This window comes from Haematospirillum sp. H4485 (assembly GCF_012102745.1).
GTDB lineage: Bacteria > Pseudomonadota > Alphaproteobacteria > Rhodospirillales > Rhodospirillaceae > Haematospirillum.
The window spans coordinates 26003-46015 of record NZ_JAAVSY010000015.1 but is presented as its reverse complement, the minus strand read 5'-3'; the positions used below and the strand labels follow the sequence as shown (position 1 = coordinate 46015).

The window sequence follows — 20013 nt, the reverse complement described above, 5'->3', positions numbered from 1 at the left end:
TGCTTCCTAGTTCAGGGTCAGGTTCCGGTAGTCGCCAAAACCTTGATAACTTGATGTTATGATGCGCTCTCCCTCTGCAAGCCCCTCAAGCACTTCCACGGCATCAACCGTCCGGCGGCCAACCTTGATATCCCTGCGGGTGGCCGTGGATCCGTCGACAACAAAGACCCAGTTGCCTCCGGTTGTTTCCCAGAAGGCTCCAAGGGGAATTGTCAAAATGCTGTCGTTATGCCGCGCCAGCTCCAGTCGGCCGGTCATCGCCTGCCCCAAGCCCCATAAAGAAACGTCTCTAAATAAAGCACAGCACTTAGTTACCGTATTATCAAAAAATGGCAGTGCTGTGGCGAGCACAGATACCTCCACCCACAACAGACTTGCCCCACCACAAAACAGGTGGAATCCTTCACAAGAGAAATGCCTTACCCGCCAACAATACGTGGAACAAGAACCGATGACTTCCTTGCAGGATTCCCTGTTCCAATCTGTTGTCACCGCGTTGGAGAAACAGCGACACCAGGAAGCCCTGCAATACCTGACAACGTTGATAGACAAGGAGCCACGGCACATAGAGGGGCGACGCCTTTTCGGCCTGCTCCTGTCCGGGTCAGGGCAACAGGAACAAGCACTCCCTTGGTTGGTAGGTGCAGCGCAGGATGCCCCAACCCATCCTGTCTTGGGATACGAAGCCGGCGAGCTTCTGCTGACGCTCCAGAAGCCGGAACAGGCCATATCCATGCTGGAAACATACCTGCAACACCACCCAGAGAATGCTGCCGCTCATTTTTCACTGGCCATGGCTTTGCGCAAGACCGGACAAACAGATGCTGCCATCACACACTACAATCATGTCCTGGCCCTGGATCCCGGCAGTGGTCATGCCTGGTTCAACATTGGCAATATCCATCACGAGGAAGGACACAAGGAAGACGCCATCAAAGCCTGGGAAGAGGCACTCCATGCTGCCCATCCATGTCAGGAGGCACTCTTCCACCTGTGTCTGGGGCTGATTGACGTGGGACGGATACAGGAAGCATCCTCCTTGCGCGGTACAATCAGCATACTGATGCCTGATCATCCCCTGTGCGAGCGCCTTGATGCCGAGCTTGCAGCAACACATGGTGACACGGTCGGAGCCATTGCTCATCTACGCCTCTATCTTCAAAAAGCGCCGGATACGCCGGAGGCTCTGATGCGGCTTGCCCGGCTGGAAGCAAAGGAAGGCAACCTTGACGGCGCCCGTGCGCAGGCCAAAACACTGATCAGAAAAGTGGGCGAGACGTGGCAGACGTGCGCGTTGACAGGTGAAATCGAGGCACACTTCGGCCATACCACACAGGCTAGGCTGGCATGGAAACGTGCAGCAGAGCTGCGACCCCTTGACTGGCAACTGTGGAGCAATGCCCTGTTCCTCAGTCTGCATGACAACAAAACAAGCCCCGAAGATGTGTTCCAAGATCACCGTAATTTTGGACAGTTCTGGGAACGGCAGATCACGCCCCTCCCCCACCACATGGCAGCAGGTCCCAAAAAGCGTCTGCGTATCGGGTATGTTTCACCTGATTTCTGCCACCATGCCATCAGCTTGTTCGTAGAACCGCTCTTTATACGACATGATCGCTCAAAGTTTGAAATTGTTGGGTTCCACATTCCACGCCGGAGTGATGAGACAACCCAACGACTGAGAAAGATGACGGACCAGTGGTACACTCTGCCACAAGACCCTGAAAAAGCTGCACGTTTGATACAAAGGCACAATATTGATATTTTGGTGGATCTTGCGGGTCATACTGCGGGTAACATACTGCCACTGTTTGCTTGGAAGCCGGCACCCCTGCAAGTCAGCATGATCGGTTATCCCGGAACAACCGGACTAACCCGGGTTGACAGCCGTCCTCTCTACGGCAATCCCCCCAAAAGGACCGACGAGCAGAAATACAGCGTGGAACGTCTGTGGGATCAAGCAGGACCATCCGAAATTAATGCACCAAAAGAGTGCTGGTGCCCGAGCCCCCTTCCTATGCTGCAACGGGGGTGGCCACTGTTTGGCTCCGTCAACAAATATCTGAAGGTTGATTCTGAAACCCGGCGCTTGTGGGGACGCATCCTTGATGCATGTCCAACGGCACGCTTAACCGTCATTGCTCCAGGAGCAGACAACCCGGAAACACGGAAAGTCATTCTGCACGACTTCGCTGCCGATAGCTGTCCTGTTGATCGGATAGACCTGCGCGAGGAAATGCCCCTAAAAGATTGGATTACATTCTGTCGAGGCATCGATGTTGTTCTCGACCCCCTGCACTATCGCGGCGGTACAACAATCAAACTTCTCATGGCAATGGGGATCAAGATTGTGCACCTGTATGAAGGTGATAATACAGAAGAATACAATAATCCTATCCATGCCAAAGATCTGGATGATTATGTCAGACTGGCCTGTGGGCTGGTATCGGATCCAGAAAAGCTAGCAAGGCAAAGATTGTACGATCAAGAGTGTGAAAAACGACATGGAGATGAATTACAGCGACTCTTTCTTTGGATCATAGAAACAGAATTCCTCAGAAGCTGGGAGCAATACCTCCGTACAGCTCCCAGCAACGTCTGAAGCTAATTCACAAGGCAGGCTCAGGCACGCCCGTCAAAACGGAATATACCCGCCCCCTCTTCCGCGCCACCAGCCAACTGTCTGAAGGGTGCAAACAGTTCACGCCCGGTACCAAAACGCTGATCCACAGGGGCAGATGGAATTGAGCGGGCATGCAGAAGAGATGGCTCAACCTTAAGCTCCAGAACACCGGCTACCGCATCCAGCCGAATGATATCGCCATCCTGGACATATCCGATCATACCTGAGTCCAGCGCTTCGGGCGTTACGTGAATGGCGGCCGGAACTTTGCCCGATGCCCCGGACATACGCCCGTCGGTTACCAGCGCAACCTTGTATCCAAGGTCCTGAAGAACCCCCAGCGGCGGGGTCAGCTTGTGCAACTCGGGCATGCCATTGGCCTTGGGCCCCTGAAAACGGACAACGCACACAACATCACGGTTCAACTCACCAGCCTGGAATGCTTGTAGCATCGCCTCCTGGGAATCAAAAACACGGCATGGAGCCTCAACAACACGGTTCTCAGGCTTGACAGCCGATGTCTTGATAACAGCGCGTCCCAAATTCCCCGACAGTACTTTCAATCCCCCATCCGGGGCAAAGGGACGCCCAACTGTTGTTAACACAGCCGGATCAGCGCTGTCACGGGCAAGATCCACATAAGCCAGAGCACCATCCCGGAGTGCAGGAGTCCGCGTATAGCGCTCAAGACCAGGGCCGGCAACCGTCATGACATCCCCATACAGCATCCCATTTTGAAGTAGCTCCCGGATCAAGAACGCCATTCCACCTGCCTCATGGAAGGCATTCACATCTGCCTCTCCATTCGGATAAACCTTGGCCAGAAGAGGAATAATGGCAGACAGGTCGGAATAATCCTGCCAGTCCAGAATAAGCCCGGCAGCACGGGCCATAGCAACAAGATGCAGGGTGTGGTTTGTAGATCCACCTGTCGCAAGCAGACCAATCAGGGCATTGGTGATAACTCTCTCGTCGATTATTTCGCCAATCGGAGCCGTTTCCTCACCACGGGCCATAGCAGTTACGCGCCGTCCGGCCTCTTCCGTCAGGGCATGTCGCAGCGCTGTTCCCGGGGCAACAAACGAAGCACCAGGTAAATGCAGGCCCATAATCTCCATCAGCATCTGATTTGAGTTGGCCGTGCCATAGAACGTACAGGTCCCCGGTGCATGATAAGCAGCCATTTCCGCAGCCAGCAGTTCATCGCGCCCGACGCGGCCCGCAGCAAACTCCTGCCTGACCTTGGCTTTTTCTGCATTGGAAATGCCGGAAGGCATAGGACCTGCCGGTACAAAAATCATTGGCAGATGGCCAAAGCACAAAGCACCGGTTACCAGTCCGGGCACAATCTTGTCACAAACCCCAAGCAACAAGGCACCGTCAAACATATCATGCGACAATGCCACCGCCGTGGCCATGGCAATGACATCCCGACTGAACAAGGAGAGTTCCATACCCGCCCGCCCTTGGGTAATCCCGTCACACATTGCGGGAACCCCACCGGCAACCTGGGCGAACCCACCGGCTGACGCAACAGCCGCACGCAGAATCTGCGGATAGGTCTCAAAGGGTTGATGGGCAGACAGCATATCGTTGTATGACGTCACAATGCCGATACCCGGAGCCTCTGGTGCCATCAGAACCTGCTTCTGATGGGACTCGCAAGCCGCAACGCCATGGGCAAAGTTGCTGCAGCCAAGCTCCATGCGTCCGGGACGGGAAACACCCCGGGCGGCACGCAGGCGCTGCAAATAAGCACGGCGAGTTTCCCGACTGCGTTCGGCAATACGCCGGGTAACAGAAGCAATACCAGGATGGATAGTCATAACGTCCTCTGAAACAACACCAGAACCATATGTGTCAAGGGCACCAAAGGACCGTCAACGGACAACGCACACTGGCCTGCAGGGCACCAATCGGCAAGGAAGCTGACGGACCACCCGCCTCCATATCTTCCCACAGGCGCCGTTTGGTTTCCCCTGTTGCAAGCACAACAACAGAACGGGCATTCACCAGACGCCCGAGCGTGAGCGAGATCCGCTCCGGACCACCAAGAATACCCATTGCAGGGACGCAAAACTGGCCTGCGGCGATGCCTTCAGCCGGATGTGGCCATGTCGGCTCACCGGGGAAGAGAGACGCAATATGACCATCTTCTCCCATACCCAAGACAACCATATCAAAGGCATCATCAAAAGCCCCAAGGGCACGGTCTACCGATGCAATGCCCTCAGCTGGGGAGCTTTCCCCGGTATAAAGAGGAACCAGGTGTGCACACCGGGCAGACGCTTTCAGGAAACTGCGACGGACCATGGCCTCGTTGCTGCCGGCATCATCAAGACCGACCCAACGCTCGTCTGTCAACGTGACAGACACACGATCCCATGGCAAAACGGCCGTAGCAAGGCACGACAGGAACTGTGCCGGCGTACGCCCCCCAGGCACAACCAAAGAAGCCCGGCCACGGGCCGAAACAGCATCGATCAGCGCATCAGCCACCAACGAAGCCGCTGATTCAGCCAATGACATTGCGTCCGGAAAAACAGCCAAAGCTGAAGTCATGGTGTTGCTCATCGGTGCATCTCCGCATCGTCATGCCAAGATCTTAGATCGCGTTCAATCATTGCAACAGACGCAGAAGGCCCCCACGTGCCCGCTGCATAAGGACGGGGAACCATGTCATGGCGGGCCCAGCCATCGAGAATGGGCTCAATCCATTGCCAAGCGGCTTCAACCTCATCACGCCGCATGAACAGGGTAGGGTTGCCGCGCACGACGTCCAGAAGCAAACGCTCGTAAGCATCCGGCGTTCTCTGCTTGAAGACATCGGAGTAACTCAGGTTCAGGGGCGTCTCGCGGAAGCGCATTCCACCCGGTCCCGGCTCCTTGGTCATCATGTGCAGCTTGATCCCCTCATTGGGCTGCACGCGCACGACAAGACGGTTCGGCTGCAGGTCACGCCCGGCTGCCCCCGGGAATATCGAATGCGGAACAGGGCGAAACTGTATGACAATTTCGGACGTCTTCACGGCCAACCGTTTTCCGGTACGCAGATAGAAGGGCATCCCCCCCCAACGCCAGTTATGAACCTCGGCCTTCAGGCTCACAAAGGTTTCCGTCCGGCTGTCGGCATCCACACCCGGTTCTTCCAGATAGCCCGGTACAGCAACACCGCCAATTGCACCCGCAGCATATTGACCACGAATGGTGCGGGTCAACACATCCTTGCCTTCAATCGGAGCCAGGGCACGCAAGACCTTGAGCTTCTCGTCACGCACAGCCTCATCGCTCATCCGGGCTGGCGGATCCATGGCAACCAGACAGAGAACTTGCAGCAAATGGTTCTGCACCATATCACGCAGAGCCCCTGCCCGCTCATAATACCCGCTGCGCCCCTCCAGCCCGACAGTTTCTGCAACCGTGATCTGGACATGGTCAATAAAGCGGCTGTTCCAGAGAGGCTCGAACAAGGCATTGGCAAAGCGCAGGGCCAGCAGGTTCTGAACCGCCTCCTTGCCCAGATAATGATCAATACGGAAAATCGCCCGCTCGTCGAAAACAGCTCCGACATCATGATTGATGGCAAGGGCGGATTCGAGATCGCGGCCAATCGGCTTCTCAAGCACCACGCGGGAATCCTGCGTTACAAGCCCTGCCCGGTGGAGATTCCGGCAGACAGGCCCAAAAAGGTCCGGTGATGTCGCCAGATAAAAAACCCGAATGCTGTTGGTGCTGTCGGCCAACAATGATACCAGCCCTGCCCAGCCAGCCTCGCCGGCTGCATCAAGTTCTACGTATGCAATCCGGTCCAGAAAAGAGGCAACAGCTGCACGATCAAGATCTACCTCAGGCAAATAACGCTGCAGGGCTTCAGACACACGGACACGATAGGATTCGGTTGAAAGCGCTGAGCGTGCCGATGCCACAATCCGGCTCTCAGAATCAATCAGGCCATTGAGATGACAATAGTAGAGTGACGGCAGGAGCTTGCGGAATGTCAGGTCCCCCGTACCACCAACAACAACGTAGTCAAAACCGGGTACCGTTGGTTTGCGCAACGTCTGACCAAATCCAGACCGCGAACTGGCCATATCGGAAGAAACGTCTGCGTTAGGGGGGCAGATTGAACCTGTTTTTGCCATATTTCTGCATCCTGCGTACATCCAGCACCACAAGCAGAACCCGCTCTTGCCTCGGCCCTGCCGAGGGTGAATGTAGGATTACTGCGCGACAAGAGCAAAAGAAATTGTCTCAACGCATGCTGTCAGGGTGAAAAACCAACGCCTTGCCACAATCTGACTGGCTGTGTAAACAAGCACTCAGGCTATCGTCATGCCCTGCCCGCACCCGAACACCAAGGATCCAATCGTGACAATACCCGCACAGAACATGGCTGCCAAACTGATCCCGGCCAGCGAGATCATCGCCCAATTGTCAGGCTTCGGCGTTGTACCCGTTATCCGGACCAGCACACCGGATCTCGCCTTGACCGCTGTTGAATGGCTGCGCGAGGCCGGAATCAGGACATTCGAAATAACCATGACAACGCCGGATGCCATTTCCGTGATCCGGAAGCTGTCTGTGGCGTACCCCGACCTGTTGATTGGAGCCGGTACAGTGATCTCTGCCGCTGCTGCGCATGACGTAATTGCAGCGGGCGCACGATATGTCGTATCACCTTGGGTCGTACCCGAGGTCGGGGCTGTATGTAACGAACACGGCATTGCCTGCCTGATGGGCACCCTGACCCCGACCGAAGTTGCAAGCGCGCTGTCTGCCGGGGCCACAGCTATCAAAATTTTTCCGGCCTCCAGCGTTGGCCCGGCTCACCTCAAAGCCTTGCGTTCTGTCTTCCCCGGCGTCCCCATGATGCCAACTGGCGGCGTTGACGCCAGCAGCATCGGTGAATGGATCAAGGCCGGTGCCATATGTGTAGGAGCCGGGGGTAAACTGGTTGACGAAGTCTTGGTACGCAAGGGAGATCGCGAGGCCGTCATGCAGGCTGCAAGACAGATCATGGCCGCGTGCGAACACGCCCGGAGTGAGTTGGCCAGCTGACCCTACGGGGAACGCTTGATACCATGTTTCTTGACCCAGCTGGCCAACTCGAAGAGCACCATGCCGACCAGCATGGCTGACACAAAATAAAGAGCATCTGTAAATCCGTAGCCTGCCAGGACAAGAGCCGGGCCTGGACATATTCCGGCCAAGCCCCATCCAGCACCGAATATAAGGCTTCCGACAACAAGAGGGATATCAACAGCCCGTTTTGTCGGCAGGGAGAGGGCACAGCCGGCCACTCCGGCCCCCCTACGCTCGACAAAACGGAAAGCAGGCCATGATACCGCAATGGCTCCAACCATAACCAAGACCAGCGATGGGTCCCAATTCCGGAAAATGTCAAGAAAGCCCTGCACCTTGGCGGGGTTGGCCATGCCTGATAAAAGAAGCCCGATCCCGAAGAGTATGCCCGACAGACAGGGCGCAAGGTAAGCCATGCTTCATCCCCCTCGCCCGATGGGATTCAGGAGAAAAACAACGGCCATACCCGCTCCTATAAAACAGGCTGTGGCCACCACAGAGCGAATAGAGCAGCGAGCCAGACCACAGACACCATGACCACTGGTACAGCCAGACCCAAGGCGCGATCCAAGACCAACCGTAAGGCCGGCGAGAAGAACAAGAAAAAGATTTTGTGAGGAAAACCGGGGATCAGGAGAATATCCAGATAAATCGGCTGCTAGGGCAGAAAACACAAGCCCTGCAACAAAGGCTGTTCTCCAGCCCAAGCCTCCCCGACGGGGAGGCAGAAGTCCGCCAATAATGCCGCTGATACCGGCAATGCGACCACTGAAAAGCAACAATACAGAGGCGCCAAGCCCAATTAGGACCCCACCCATCAAAGACTCCCACGGCGTGAAATGCTCCCAGTCCACAGCCAGCTCCCCCAAGAATCTTTCCTGGACTCTGGCTTACCCCTATTATGCGATATCGCATAATTGTACGGTCAGGCCAGAATTACCCCCATGATTATCATCACATCATCCATCACTCTTGATGAAGATGAAATACAAGAAACATTCATACGGGCAACAGGACCGGGTGGACAGAACGTCAACAAAGTAGAAACAGCGGTCCAGCTGCGTTTTGATATTGCCCACTCAACATCCCTGCCCGATTACGTGAAGAACAGACTCCTGGGCATGGCTGACCAGCGGCTGACCAGTCGCGGCGAACTGGTTATTACGGCACAACGTTACAGAACCAGGGAAAGAAACAGGGCCGATGCCCTGCACCGCCTGATAGAACTTATTCGCGCCGCTTCTGTTCGACGCGCAATCCGGCGCCCCACAAAACCGTCACGGACGTCTCAAGAGCGACGGTTGAACCACAAGACAAAACATGCCAACACCAAGAAATTGCGAGAGCGCATTGTGCCCTGAAGCATCGGGACACCGCACTAGGCTTCCTTGATTTCTCTTGTACCTCTAGCGACTGGAGACTGCATAACAGGTTGAAACAAACTTTCTTGTTACCAAGGATACTGCCATGTCTCCCATATCGTCTTCCAGAGCAGACCTGAAAATCATGCGGTTACGCGTAGGAGGCATGGACTGCCCGGGTTGCGCGGGAGAACTGGAACGGACCCTGACACGTATTCCGTATGTTGAAGACGTAAAGGTCAGCTTCAGCAACAGCTCTGTTACCATTGCATGCTGGGAGGGCAAAGGCCCGTCCCTGTCAGACATTGAGGCCGAAATACGCAATCTCGGGATGTTTGTCACGCCACAGGAACCTGGCACGGAGCCAACGTCATACAGCTGGAAAAACAACAGGAACGTTCACCTTGTGGCTATAACCAGCGCACTGGTCGGAACCGCTGCCCTTGTGGGAACGATCGTCCCTGAACTGGCAGACAGAGCATGGACAATTGCGGCCGCACTCAGCCTCCTGCCCTTTGTTCGCCAAGCCTTCTCCCTTGCCGGGGCAGGCAATCCCTTCTCGGTTCAAATGCTGATGACTGTCGCTGCAACCGGTGCCCTTGTTATTGGTGCTGCCAGCGAAGCTGCAACCGTTGTGTTCCTGTTCTCGATTGGCGAGCTTCTGGAAGGACTGGCCGCAGACAGGGCAAGACGCAGCATCCGTGATCTGGTGGCCCTGATACCGCAGACTGCCATCGTAGAAGAAGATGGCTCGCACAAGATCATTCAGGCCCACAGCCTTGTGCCGGGACAAATCGTCTTGGTCCGGACAGGTGACCGCGTTCCTGCAGATGGAATCATGTCCGACGAAGGGTCACTTTTTGACCAATCTCCCATTACCGGGGAATCTATTCCTGTTATCCGTAAGCATAATGCAGATGTTTATGCTGGCAGCATTAATGTCGGAAACCCTGTCCGTATACGGGTCGAGAAAACCGCACAGGACACAACGATTGCCCGGATCGTCCAGCTGGTGGAGGAAGCACGCAGCACCAAGGCTCCGTTTGCACGCCTTATTGATCGTTTCTCGGCACGCTACACACCAGCGGCCATGCTGCTGGCAGGCATTGTTATCACAATTCCGCCGCTTGCCTTTGGAGAAAGCTGGGAGACATGGATCTATCGTGGCCTATCCCTGCTGTTGATTGCCTGCCCCTGCGCCTTGGTCCTTTCAACACCAGCCGCTGTTGCTGCCGGCATATCAACAGCCGCACGGCAGGGGCTCCTGCTCAAGGGAGGCGCTGTTCTGGAAGCCATCGGCAAAACCCGTACGGTCGCCTTTGACAAGACAGGAACCCTGACCTCCGGTACACCACAGATCACAGATGTGGTTCCTGTACAAGAAAGCAAGGAAAGCATTCTGCGCTTGGCCGCATCCCTTGAAACCGGGTCTTCTCATCCGCTGGCTTCGGCCATCATCAAACAAGCAAAAGAAGAAAACCTGACCATACCGCAAAGCCGGAATATATCCGTGTTCCCCGGACACGGCGTACAGGGCAACATTGAAGGACGGTGCCTGACCATTGGATCAGCCCATATGCCCTTGGAAGAAAAAAGGATACCCTCAAGCATTATGGATCAGGTTGCAGCACTGGAAGACCAAGGGAAAACAGTTGCCATCCTTTATGGAGAGCAATCTGTCCTTGGGCTGATTGCTGCACGCGACGAGCTGCGCCCTGATGCCGCATCAGCCATCAAATCATTAAAAGATGCCGGCATCCATGTTGTCATGCTCACAGGGGATAGCCACAAGACAGCATCGGTCATTGCCAAGGAACTGGAGATCGAAGCAAAGGCTAACCTTCTTCCTGAAGACAAGCTAAAAACAATACGGGAGCTGGAAAGGATTGGTCCGGTTACCATGGTCGGCGACGGGATCAATGATGCACCGGCCTTGGCTGTTGCCTCGGTTGGTGTTGCCATGGGAAGCGGAACCGATGTTGCACTGGAGACGGCCGATGCAGCTCTGCTGGGAAATCGTGTTGGCGGTATCGTTGATCTCGTGACTCTCTCAAAGGCAACCATACGCAATATCTGGCAGAACATTGCCCTTGCCCTTGGCCTGAAGACTCTCTTCCTGGCCGGGGCAGTGACCGGCACGACCACGTTATGGATGGCCGTCTTTGCCGATACCGGCGCAACCATCTTGGTAACATTGAATGCACTGCGTCTGCTTGGATTTCAACCAATCCGGAATGGCAGCCAAGGGGCCGGCGAGAACCAACCCCATTCCCATCATCACCACAAACAGAACCAGGTAGCTTCTGTCTGAAAGACAGGTTAACGTGGAATGGGGTGGATCATGATCCAGGGGACGCCGCATGTTCAGAAAATTATGTTCAGCCATACTGGGGCTGTTTCTGGGAAGCGGAAACGCCGTGGCCGGGCAGGGCAGCGCTTGGGATTATACCTTCACTTCGATTGACGGAACCCCGATGCCATTGCAGTCCTATGCGGGCCGTGTTGTTCTTGTTGTCAACACGGCATCCCGCTGCGGATTCACACCCCAATACGAGGGCCTGGAGAAAATCTGGAATACGTACAAGGACCGTGGCAAAGGATTGGTGGTCATTGGCGTGCCATCCAATGATTTCGGGGAACAGGAACCGGGCAGTAACCCTGAAATCAAGACCTTCTGTGAAACAACCTTTAACGTCTCGTTTCCACTGACAGAACGCAACGTTGTCAGCGGCGACAATGCCCATCCGTTCTATCAATGGGCCGCGCAACAAACCGGAGCAGCGGGAATCCCGCGCTGGAATTTCCATAAATATCTGATTGGTCCGGACGGACGCCTGCTGGACTGGTTTTTGCCAACCACAAAACCGGATGATCCCAAAATTACCGGCGCCATAGAAATGGCCTTGGACAACGCAGATCGAAATTAAAGCACCACGCGGGAGCATGACAGTAAAGCAGGCCGCATCACATGCCCATGACCGACTTGTCAGCCGCCGTCCTCCTGCTCACGGAGCTGGGCTTTATCTTCGTGATGCTGGTCTATATGGGCTCCAATCTTGATGACCTGGTCATTGACATTATCTTCTTCGGGCGCTGGATCTACAAAAGCCTGTTTGTCTTCCGGCGCTCCAAGCCAATGGCCATAGAGGTTCTACACCGCGCACAGCAACAGCCTGTAGCCTTGATGTTCCCCTCATGGCAGGAATCCGGGATTATTTACTCCTCGCTCAGCAATATGTTCCGCACACTGGACTATTCAAACTTCCATGTTTTCGTCGGAACCTACCCCAATGATCCGGATACCGGGAAAGAAGTTGAAAAGCTGTGCTCTACGCTGGGGAATGTCCATCACATCATCACTCCATTACCAGGACCAACCTGCAAGGCTGATTGCCTGAACTGGATTGTCAAGGGGATTACAGAATACGAGCAAGCCAACGGAATGCGCTTCGAGGTTATCGTCATGCAGGATGCAGAAGACATCGTGCATCCGCTCAGCCTGAAGCTTTTCAACTTCCTGATCCCGCGCTTTGACCTGGTACAAACGCCGGTCATCTCTCTGGAACGTCCATGGCATGATCTGACCGGCGGCCACTACATGGACGAGTTCGCCGAGCTTCACAGCAAAGAAATCATTGTCCGTGAATTCCTGGCCGGGGTTGTTCCGGGGGCAGGGGTGGGAACAGCCTACTCCCGACGGGCCATGGATGCCGCACGGACAGAACAGGGAGAGGTGTTCAACACCGGCACGTTGACCGAAGATTACGAATTTTCGCTCCGCCTCAAGAAAGCAGGCATGAAGCAGATTTTTGCACGCGTGCCTTTTGTCCGTACCGTATCACGAAAACAATGGCTGACCGGGAAAGAACAGCTGGTCGCAATCGTTGACTACATCTGCACACGTGAATACTTCCCCAATTCCTTCTGGGCTGCCGTACGCCAGAAGAGCCGCTGGACAATCGGCATTGCCTTGCAGGGATGGCGCAACTTCGGATGGGATGGATCCTGGGCAATCCGCTATCTCCTGATGCGGGACCGGAAAATGGTGGTGCTGAGCCACGCTGCTCCGTTCGGGATCTTTGTTGTACTGGTGCATCTTGGCATTGTTCTGTGGACATGGTCCATGGAAGACAGTTACCAACCGGCTCCTGTTCTTCCTGATGACAGCCCGTTCTGGCTTGTTGTGTGGATTAACCAGGTGCTGCTGGCCTACCGTCTTTTCCAGCGCCACTACTGGACACACAAATACTATGGATGGTCTGCCATCCCCATGGTTATCCCGCGCTATTTGTGGGCTATCGCCATAAATTATTGTGCCGTAATACGGGCCCTGCGCATGTTCGGCCAACACCTGCGCACAGGGGAAAAGATCGGCTGGGACAAAACATCACATGAATACCCTGATGAAGCACACCTGAAGCTTTATCGGCGCCGGATCGGCGACCTGATGATCGAGCGCCAGTTCATTACCCCCGCCCAACTGGAACAAGCCTTGGCCATGCAGAAGGAAAAAGGGGGTACCATCGGCAATATCCTGATGGAAATGGGGCTGGTGAACCAGGACCAGTTTCTGGAAGTTCTTGGCATGCAGGTCAGGCTGGAGGTGCGCGCTATCGATCCCTTCAGCGTACCCGATACCATTTTGCAGCGTTTCCCGGCTTCTCTGGCCAAACAGTTCAGCATGTTCCCCGTTGGCTTGTCCGCATCAGGGAACCTTATGGTGGCCGCCCTGTCTGTTCCCACGCAGGAACAGGTTGAGACGGTTGAAACAGCGATTGGCGGGCGAGCCGAATTCTGTCTGGCTGTATCCAGCGAAATCCTGTTTGCCATTCACCGACGTTATGGCGGTATCCCCGAAGATGCTGCAAAGGGCAAGGGAGCGGCGGGGCCACCGCTGGGGCAACGCTTGGTCGAAGCGGGCGTTATCACAGCTGAAATGCTGGCCGGTGCCCTGCGTGAACAAAGACGCTCCTATAAACCGATGGGGCAGATCCTTCTGGATCTGGACCTGCTTCCCTCACAAGCCGCGCTGGATGATGCTGTCAAGAAAGCGGCAGCCGCTGGTATTCCTTTGGGTCGCTGGCTAGCAGAAAACAATATCTGCTCCACTGATGACGTAGAGAAGGCTTTTGCCTTGTCCAAGAAAAGCGAACGACCTGTCGGGGTCATTCTGGTTGAGCAGGGGCATATCTCGGAACAAATGCTGAAAGACTTCCAGGACCAAGGCAACAGGCCAGCATGATAAGGCAAGGACACATACCGGGCTGGATTCTGGCCAGCATGATCGGAAGCTGCCTGCTGTATGGACCATGTGCTCAGGCCCAGCAGGCACCAACAGCCGAGAAACGGCTGATACAAATGCTGCCGGAACAAAACTTCATGGAGCGTGAATGGCTGCGACACCGGACCTTCCCGTACGAAGAAAAGGCTCGAGCCCTTATCCAAGGTGATCGCAAGGAGGAAGCCCTGCAGGAGTTGGAAAAAGGACTGACCCTTATACCGGAAGCCCACGTCATGCGCTGGCGTGCGACTGTCCTGGCTGCAGAGCTACAGAAACCAGCCGATGTTTTGCGGCTGAGTACACCGTTGACGGAAGTTGTGCCTGATTTCAGCCTGCTACGTTTGTTTCGCGCAACAGCCCTGCAAACCTTGGGGCACCGTGAAGAGGCCGCGGCGGAACTGACACAGGCCATGGGGAGCGCCACGCTGAGTGTGGATGAACAACTACGGGCTCTGGAGCTACAGACGCGCACGGCACCGAACAGTGTCGGACTACAAAAAGCAATGGATGATCTGGAAGCACTCACGCATAAAAGAGCATTGACCCCACAGGAGCAATTGGCAGCAGCCCGGATCCTGGTTCTGGCCAAACGCGACCGGGAAGCAGCCGAACGCTTGCTCCAACTGACCCGGAACCAGGATACGGAACAGTCCATAGGGGATGCCGCAGCCGTAGACCTTGGCTTTCTCCTGCTACGACAGGACAAGCCAGAGGAAGCCTACGCGCTTGTCTGGCCAAGACGGGAGCGCCTTGGGCATTCCCCCGCTGTCCTTGGCCTTTTGGCGGAAGCTGCCAGCCGCAGCGACCACCACGAACAAGCCATTGAACTGTACAAACCACTTCGGAACAGCAGTAATCCATCTGACTTGCAGGTATTGGCTGATCTCTTGGCCCGGGGTGGCCTTCGGGAAGAAGCGGCACAGACCCTTGAAGCTGTGGCAGGGCTTCGCCTTGGGGCAGCAGACCGGGCCCTGTCACTGAAACGGGCAGCCTTCATCCGTCTGGATGCCGGACAAGAAGAACAAGCGCTGGAACTCTTTATCAAGGCGCTGGAGCTGGACCAAAGCCCGGATACACTGAATTCTGTGGTTCTGACCGCGATCTCGTCCAAGCGTATCAAGGACGCCGGCCTGGTACTGCAGCGGGTCGAACAGGAACAAAACCTTCAGACACCGAACCGGGCTGATGTCATCAACGCACACCGCCTGTCCCTGTGTGCAGCACATCTTGAACAGAATACCCCGGAAGAGTCCGTGCGCTGTCTGGAGGAACTCCGGCACACCATCGGTGATACGCCCGCACTTCTGCAGCTTCTGGCAGAAGCGCAAAGACGGGCAGGGGACACCTCTGCACGTACAAAGACACTTGAAACCTTGGCACAACTGCAATCCGACAAGGACACGCTGGTCTCGCTGGCCGATGCACGGTGGGCCGAGGGCAATATCCGCGGATCAGCCGAGGCGCTGGAGCAGGCCGCCCATCTGGATCATGAAGCCGCCGCAAGAACAGCTATCGAAGCGCTTGTTCGCTGGAAAGGGGCACAGGAATGGTCGTCGGTAGAGCGTGTTGCGCGCCGCATTCTAGAAAAAATCAGCCCGGAGAACGAAGCTGTACGCCAAGCCCTGACGGCACTGGCTGAAAGCGGGACCGCCACACAAAAAAACCAGCAACGCAAGAAAGCTCTGCAAGACCTGTACCATCGCGGACTGATCTCTGTTGATCAACGGCTGGATCTTGCCTTCGTCCTTCTGGAAGACAAGGAAACGAAGGAAGCCGTCCGGCTGATGTGGGAAACATTGCAGCACGAACAAAGCCCCAGGGTTCATGTTCTTCTGGCAACAGCACTGGACAGGGCAAACCGCAAGGGACCTGCTGCTGATTTCTACGAAAGATCCCTGCTGGATTCTTCTGGACCCCGCAGCCTCTCGACCGGAACAAGAAACCTGGTCAACGCGTCGCTGGGCTACCTGTACTACGATACGGGACGACCAGACTTGGCCGCCAGTCACTGGAAAAAGGCCCTGTCGGGGCAATATGACCCCGTTCTACAGTTACGGCTGGCGCAGGCTCTGCTGGGGGCAGGGGAGGCTGAAAGCGCCCTGCAACAAATTGATGCACTTGAAGCCGCAAAACTACCCGATGATCTGAAACCCGTGCATCTGGAAACGTGGGCCAGGGCGCTGGCCGCAGCCGGTCGGGACCAGGAAGCGATACAGGTATACCAGACCTTGAACACAACCAATCCAACCAGCGGCCGACGTCTGGAGCAAGCCGTAGTCGAACGACGGCAGGGCCAGCTGGAACAGGCATTTCACACCCTGGAATCAGCGTATCAAGTCACCCCGGACAACGAAGCCCTGGGTCTGGCCTATGCCTATGCGGCCCGTGACATGGGCGATCACGAACAAGCAGAGCCCTTGCTCAGTCATATTACCGGTGTGAATGCGGACCAGCTCTCCGCGCGGGAGGATCTGGGTTATACCCGTGCGGCTCTTGGTGATACTCAAGGCGCGCAGGATGCTTTCTCCGATGTTATAGAGGATGAGCGCCTGTATGCAGCCATGCGCCAATACACACCCGTTCAGAACCGCGCCCATATTTGGGGGCTAAGGCGACAAAACAGCATTTTGAACGATAATCTGGCGTTACAGGGCTATACTACAGTCTGCCCACAAGCCAGCTCATGCCGGCGCACAACAAGCCCGGTCGGCGATGCCCTGAACGAGGCACAAGGCGGCGTGGAACTAGCATGGAGACCTCCCTCTGTTGGCTATCGCGACGGACGCACCCTTGCCATCACCGGACGCCTGTTCTGGGGGACCATAAACGGTGCCTCTCCCGTGCCTGATAAACACACCACACAGGCCGGGGCGGGCCTACGCTGGAAGCCCCTGCGCGAGCATGACTTCAACCTGGCAGCTGAACGCCTGTTTTCCATCGGATCCAAAACAGAAGACAACACGCTGGTTCGTGTAAGCTATGGCCTGAGCAGCAGCATGGACATACCACCCGATGAACCTGCCTGGACACCGTATTACAGCTTTTATGTGGATGCCGGACGGTTTCTGGAGAAATCGAAGGCTCGGCTTGTCAGCAGCGAACTCCGGCTGGGAGGAAAATGGCGCATGGGCACACCTTATATAGCAGCACCGTTTGCCCTGATCGGAGGATCTCACACCGGGACAAGCACCTTGGACGACACCATTGCCCGCAGTGGTATCGGGCTACACTGGCGTCTATGGTATAATGATTCCGCAAGCCATGCGCATCAGTCCTATATCGATGTCACGCCACGCTTGACCCGTGACATAACAAAAGACGGGCAGGGAGGCAGGCAAACACGCTTCATTGTCTCCGTTCTGGCACGGTTCTAGAGATGCGTAAGCGCCTTGTCATCTTTGTGCTATGGATGGTCTTGGGGACAGGCCCTGCCCATGCTGTCTGCGGACTAGCGGGGGCCCCGGATGCCACCTTCTACCAGCCACTGGCCATCCACGGTAACCGTAGCCCAGAAGACTGGGATACCATCGGGCGGTCACTGAAACGGATCGGTATTCAGACCATCTACGTACAGTGGTCCATCCTGAACAGCATTGCCTTGTTTCCCCTGTCAGCCGCCGTCGGGAAAGAAATGTATGCGAGACATATCAGTCCGCTACCAAACCCGCCCTTGCCGGGTCTGCTGGCCATGGCCGAAAGAAACGGAATTGGCCTGTGGATAGGCCTGGATCTTGATCCGTCCTTCTTTCAGGTTCACGAGCGAAATCCGGATCTGCTGCGGGTCTACTTCCTGCGTCGGGAACTGGCTCTGGAAGCTCTTCTGCCAGATCTGGGGAAACTGATTGCAACCAGTCCAGCTCTGCGGGGCTGGTATATTACGGATGAACTTGACGACCTGCATTGGCAGGACACAACGCGACTGGCTTTACTGACGGAACACTTGGCCAAGGTTACCGAGCTCCTGTCCTCACTGGCAGAGCACCCTGTACCCGTAGCCATATCGGGGTTTTCAAATGGTCGAACCAGCCCATCTGTGCTGGCTGAATTCTGGGATACGGTCCTGACAAAAGGCCGCATCGACCGCCTTTTGTTTCAGGACAGCATCGGGGCCGGCAAACTCAGCGTGCAGGAAAGCACCCTTTACCGCGACGCCTTGGCCAAAAAACTGGGCCAACGGGTCCATATGGTTGTGGAGGCCTTTTCCGTACAGTCGCAAAGTCAGGATGGAAGTCAGTTTTCTGGTATTCCGGCTTCCACGACAGAAATGCACGAAAGGCTGCGCCTTGCCATGGGAGCGACCATGGCAAGGCCCGTCCTGTTCAGCGCACCGGAGTATCTTCTACCATCCGTAGCGGGAGAAATGAGTCAATCCGGGAACATATCAACGGCAGATCGTGACCGACGCGCCAGGGCGCTATACGATCTTCAGGCCAAGGTCGCACAGCAATGCATGACCAGCCTGCCCGGCGTACAGGGTGTGAACAGCAGATGAGTCTGCATGAAAACACTTGTTGTCATCGGAACACGTCCTGAAGCGATCAAAATGGCCCCGCTTGCCAGAGTACTGTCGCGTGACAAGGCATTATCCTGCCGGGTTGCTGTAACAGGGCAGCATCCGGACTTGGTGCCCCCAATACTGGATTTCTTCGAGGTTCCCGTTCACCACAACATGTCATTGGCGCGCTCACGCCAAGGGCTGGCTCATCTGCATGCCGGCATTCTGGACCAGATGGAGGCCATGATTGAGCAAAACCGTCCGGATCTTGTTCTGGTGCATGGTGATACAACCAGTGCATTGGCTGCCGCCGAGGCTGCTTTTTACAGTGGCGTACCCGTCGGACACGTCGAGGCCGGGCTTCGCAGCCATAATCTCCGCAGCCCCTGGCCGGAGGAGATGAACCGTATCGCCATAGATCAACTGGCAGATCTCATGTTTGCACCGACAGAGCAGGCCAGAACAAACCTGCTGAATGAGGGGCGAACCGATGATACGATCACCGTGACAGGAAACACTGTGGTTGATGCCCTGTTATGGGTTTGCCACAAACTCGACAGTGATGCCGCTCTGACAGCGCGCATTGTAGCAACATTGCCGCGCCTACCCGACGACCGCCGGATTATTCTGGTTACAACCCATCGCCGGGAAAACTTCGGCCCCCCCTTGGCACGGATCAGCCAAGCATTACACACACTGGCAAACCGCCCCGACGTGTGTATCGTCTTCCCCCTGCACCCCAATCCAGAAGTCGGCATGAGGATGAAAGCCTTTCTGGCCAGTCACCCCTTTATCATCCTGACCCATCCTCTGGACTATCTTCCCTTCGTCTTGCTGATGCGTCGCGCCGCCGTCATCCTGACGGATTCAGGCGGCATACAGGAAGAAGCGCCATCTGTAGGAACCCCAGTCCTGGTCCTGCGGGACCTGACAGAAAGACCAGAAGCCTTGGACAGCGGAGCCATTCGCTTGGTCGGAACCCGAACAGAGTCCATTGTAGAGGCTGCCTCCGAGATTCTTGATGCGTCATCCCCCACAGCACACCAACCTGCAGGAAACAACCCGTTTGGTGATGGCAAAGCATGCGAGCGGATTTGCCACACCATAAAAAACTGGAAACCACCGGGTAAAAAACGTAAAGCCCCCGCCTGATAAAGGGCAGGGGCCAACG

Annotated in this window: 15 protein-coding genes; 9 read left to right on the top strand and 6 right to left on the bottom strand. The window is 55.8% G+C overall.

All coding sequences use genetic code 11. From position 1 onward, the window contains the following. Positions 1-6: 6 nt before the first annotated feature. On the bottom strand, positions 7-258 hold the full coding sequence (locus tag HEQ61_RS10100) for a hypothetical protein (RefSeq protein ID WP_168021221.1): 252 nt from the start codon (positions 256-258) through the stop codon (positions 7-9). Positions 259-451: 193 nt separating this feature from the next. Here HEQ61_RS10100 and HEQ61_RS10095 point away from each other — a divergent pair, with 193 nt between their 5' ends. Continuing rightward, positions 452-2602: a tetratricopeptide repeat protein gene (locus HEQ61_RS10095; protein ID WP_168021219.1), complete on the top strand. Its 2151-nt coding sequence runs from the start codon at positions 452-454 to the stop codon at positions 2600-2602. A 20-nt stretch (positions 2603-2622) separates the two neighbouring features. Here HEQ61_RS10095 and edd read toward each other — a convergent pair whose 3' ends face one another. From edd to zwf, 3 genes are read right to left on the bottom strand one after another with little or no spacing between them, the layout of a single operon-like run. Then, entirely contained in the window at positions 2623-4443 is a 1821-nt protein-coding gene (gene edd / locus HEQ61_RS10090) for a phosphogluconate dehydratase (protein WP_415877259.1), read from the bottom strand. Positions 4444-4483: 40 nt separating this feature from the next. Next, positions 4484-5197, bottom strand: a complete 714-nt coding sequence (gene pgl / locus HEQ61_RS10085) for a 6-phosphogluconolactonase (protein ID WP_168021217.1) — start codon at positions 5195-5197, stop codon at positions 4484-4486. Next, positions 5194-6714: a glucose-6-phosphate dehydrogenase gene (gene zwf / locus HEQ61_RS10080; RefSeq protein WP_168021251.1), complete on the bottom strand. Its 1521-nt coding sequence runs from the start codon at positions 6712-6714 to the stop codon at positions 5194-5196. Before zwf ends, pgl begins: the two co-directional genes overlap by 4 nt. Before the next feature lie 277 nt (positions 6715-6991). On the opposite strand from zwf, the gene HEQ61_RS10075 reads away from it, so the two are divergent. Continuing rightward, positions 6992-7681: a bifunctional 4-hydroxy-2-oxoglutarate aldolase/2-dehydro-3-deoxy-phosphogluconate aldolase gene (locus tag HEQ61_RS10075; protein ID WP_322099247.1), complete on the top strand. Its 690-nt coding sequence runs from the start codon at positions 6992-6994 to the stop codon at positions 7679-7681. Positions 7682-7683: 2 nt separating this feature from the next. Here the strand turns inward: HEQ61_RS10075 and HEQ61_RS10070 are convergent, their stop codons facing one another. Together HEQ61_RS10070 and HEQ61_RS10065 are read right to left on the bottom strand one after the other, a co-directional pair. Beyond that, positions 7684-8121, bottom strand: a complete 438-nt coding sequence (locus HEQ61_RS10070) for a DUF6691 family protein (RefSeq protein WP_168021216.1) — start codon at positions 8119-8121, stop codon at positions 7684-7686. Positions 8122-8124: 3 nt separating this feature from the next. Further along, positions 8125-8574, bottom strand: a complete 450-nt coding sequence (locus HEQ61_RS10065) for a YeeE/YedE family protein (protein ID WP_280730283.1) — start codon at positions 8572-8574, stop codon at positions 8125-8127. A gap of 75 nt (positions 8575-8649) precedes the next feature. Here HEQ61_RS10065 and arfB point away from each other — a divergent pair, with 75 nt between their 5' ends. The 7 genes from arfB to wecB all read left to right on the top strand — a co-directional run bounded on the left by arfB (position 8650) and on the right by wecB (position 19994). Beyond that, positions 8650-9066, top strand: coding sequence for an alternative ribosome rescue aminoacyl-tRNA hydrolase ArfB (arfB, locus tag HEQ61_RS10060; protein ID WP_168021215.1), 417 nt, complete (start codon positions 8650-8652; stop codon positions 9064-9066). A gap of 106 nt (positions 9067-9172) precedes the next feature. After that, on the top strand, positions 9173-11377 hold the full coding sequence (locus HEQ61_RS10055) for a heavy metal translocating P-type ATPase (protein ID WP_245183247.1): 2205 nt from the start codon (positions 9173-9175) through the stop codon (positions 11375-11377). Positions 11378-11426: 49 nt separating this feature from the next. Then, positions 11427-11993, top strand: coding sequence for a glutathione peroxidase (locus tag HEQ61_RS10050; RefSeq protein ID WP_168021214.1), 567 nt, complete (start codon positions 11427-11429; stop codon positions 11991-11993). A gap of 41 nt (positions 11994-12034) precedes the next feature. Further along, on the top strand, positions 12035-14308 hold the full coding sequence (locus HEQ61_RS10045) for a glycosyl transferase family protein (RefSeq protein ID WP_168021213.1): 2274 nt from the start codon (positions 12035-12037) through the stop codon (positions 14306-14308). Then, positions 14305-17721 carry an NfrA family protein gene (locus HEQ61_RS10040; RefSeq protein WP_209315723.1) on the top strand — a complete coding sequence of 1139 codons (3417 nt, stop codon included), beginning with the start codon at positions 14305-14307 and terminating at the stop codon, positions 17719-17721. Before HEQ61_RS10045 ends, HEQ61_RS10040 begins: the two co-directional genes overlap by 4 nt. 2 nt (positions 17722-17723) lie before the next feature. Continuing rightward, a complete protein-coding gene (locus HEQ61_RS10035) occupies positions 17724-18839 on the top strand; it encodes a DUF4434 domain-containing protein (RefSeq protein ID WP_168021211.1) in 1116 nt (371 codons plus the stop codon). A gap of 6 nt (positions 18840-18845) precedes the next feature. Further along, on the top strand, positions 18846-19994 hold the full coding sequence (gene wecB / locus HEQ61_RS10030; protein WP_168021210.1) for a non-hydrolyzing UDP-N-acetylglucosamine 2-epimerase: 1149 nt from the start codon (positions 18846-18848) through the stop codon (positions 19992-19994). Positions 19995-20013 lie beyond the last annotated feature (19 nt).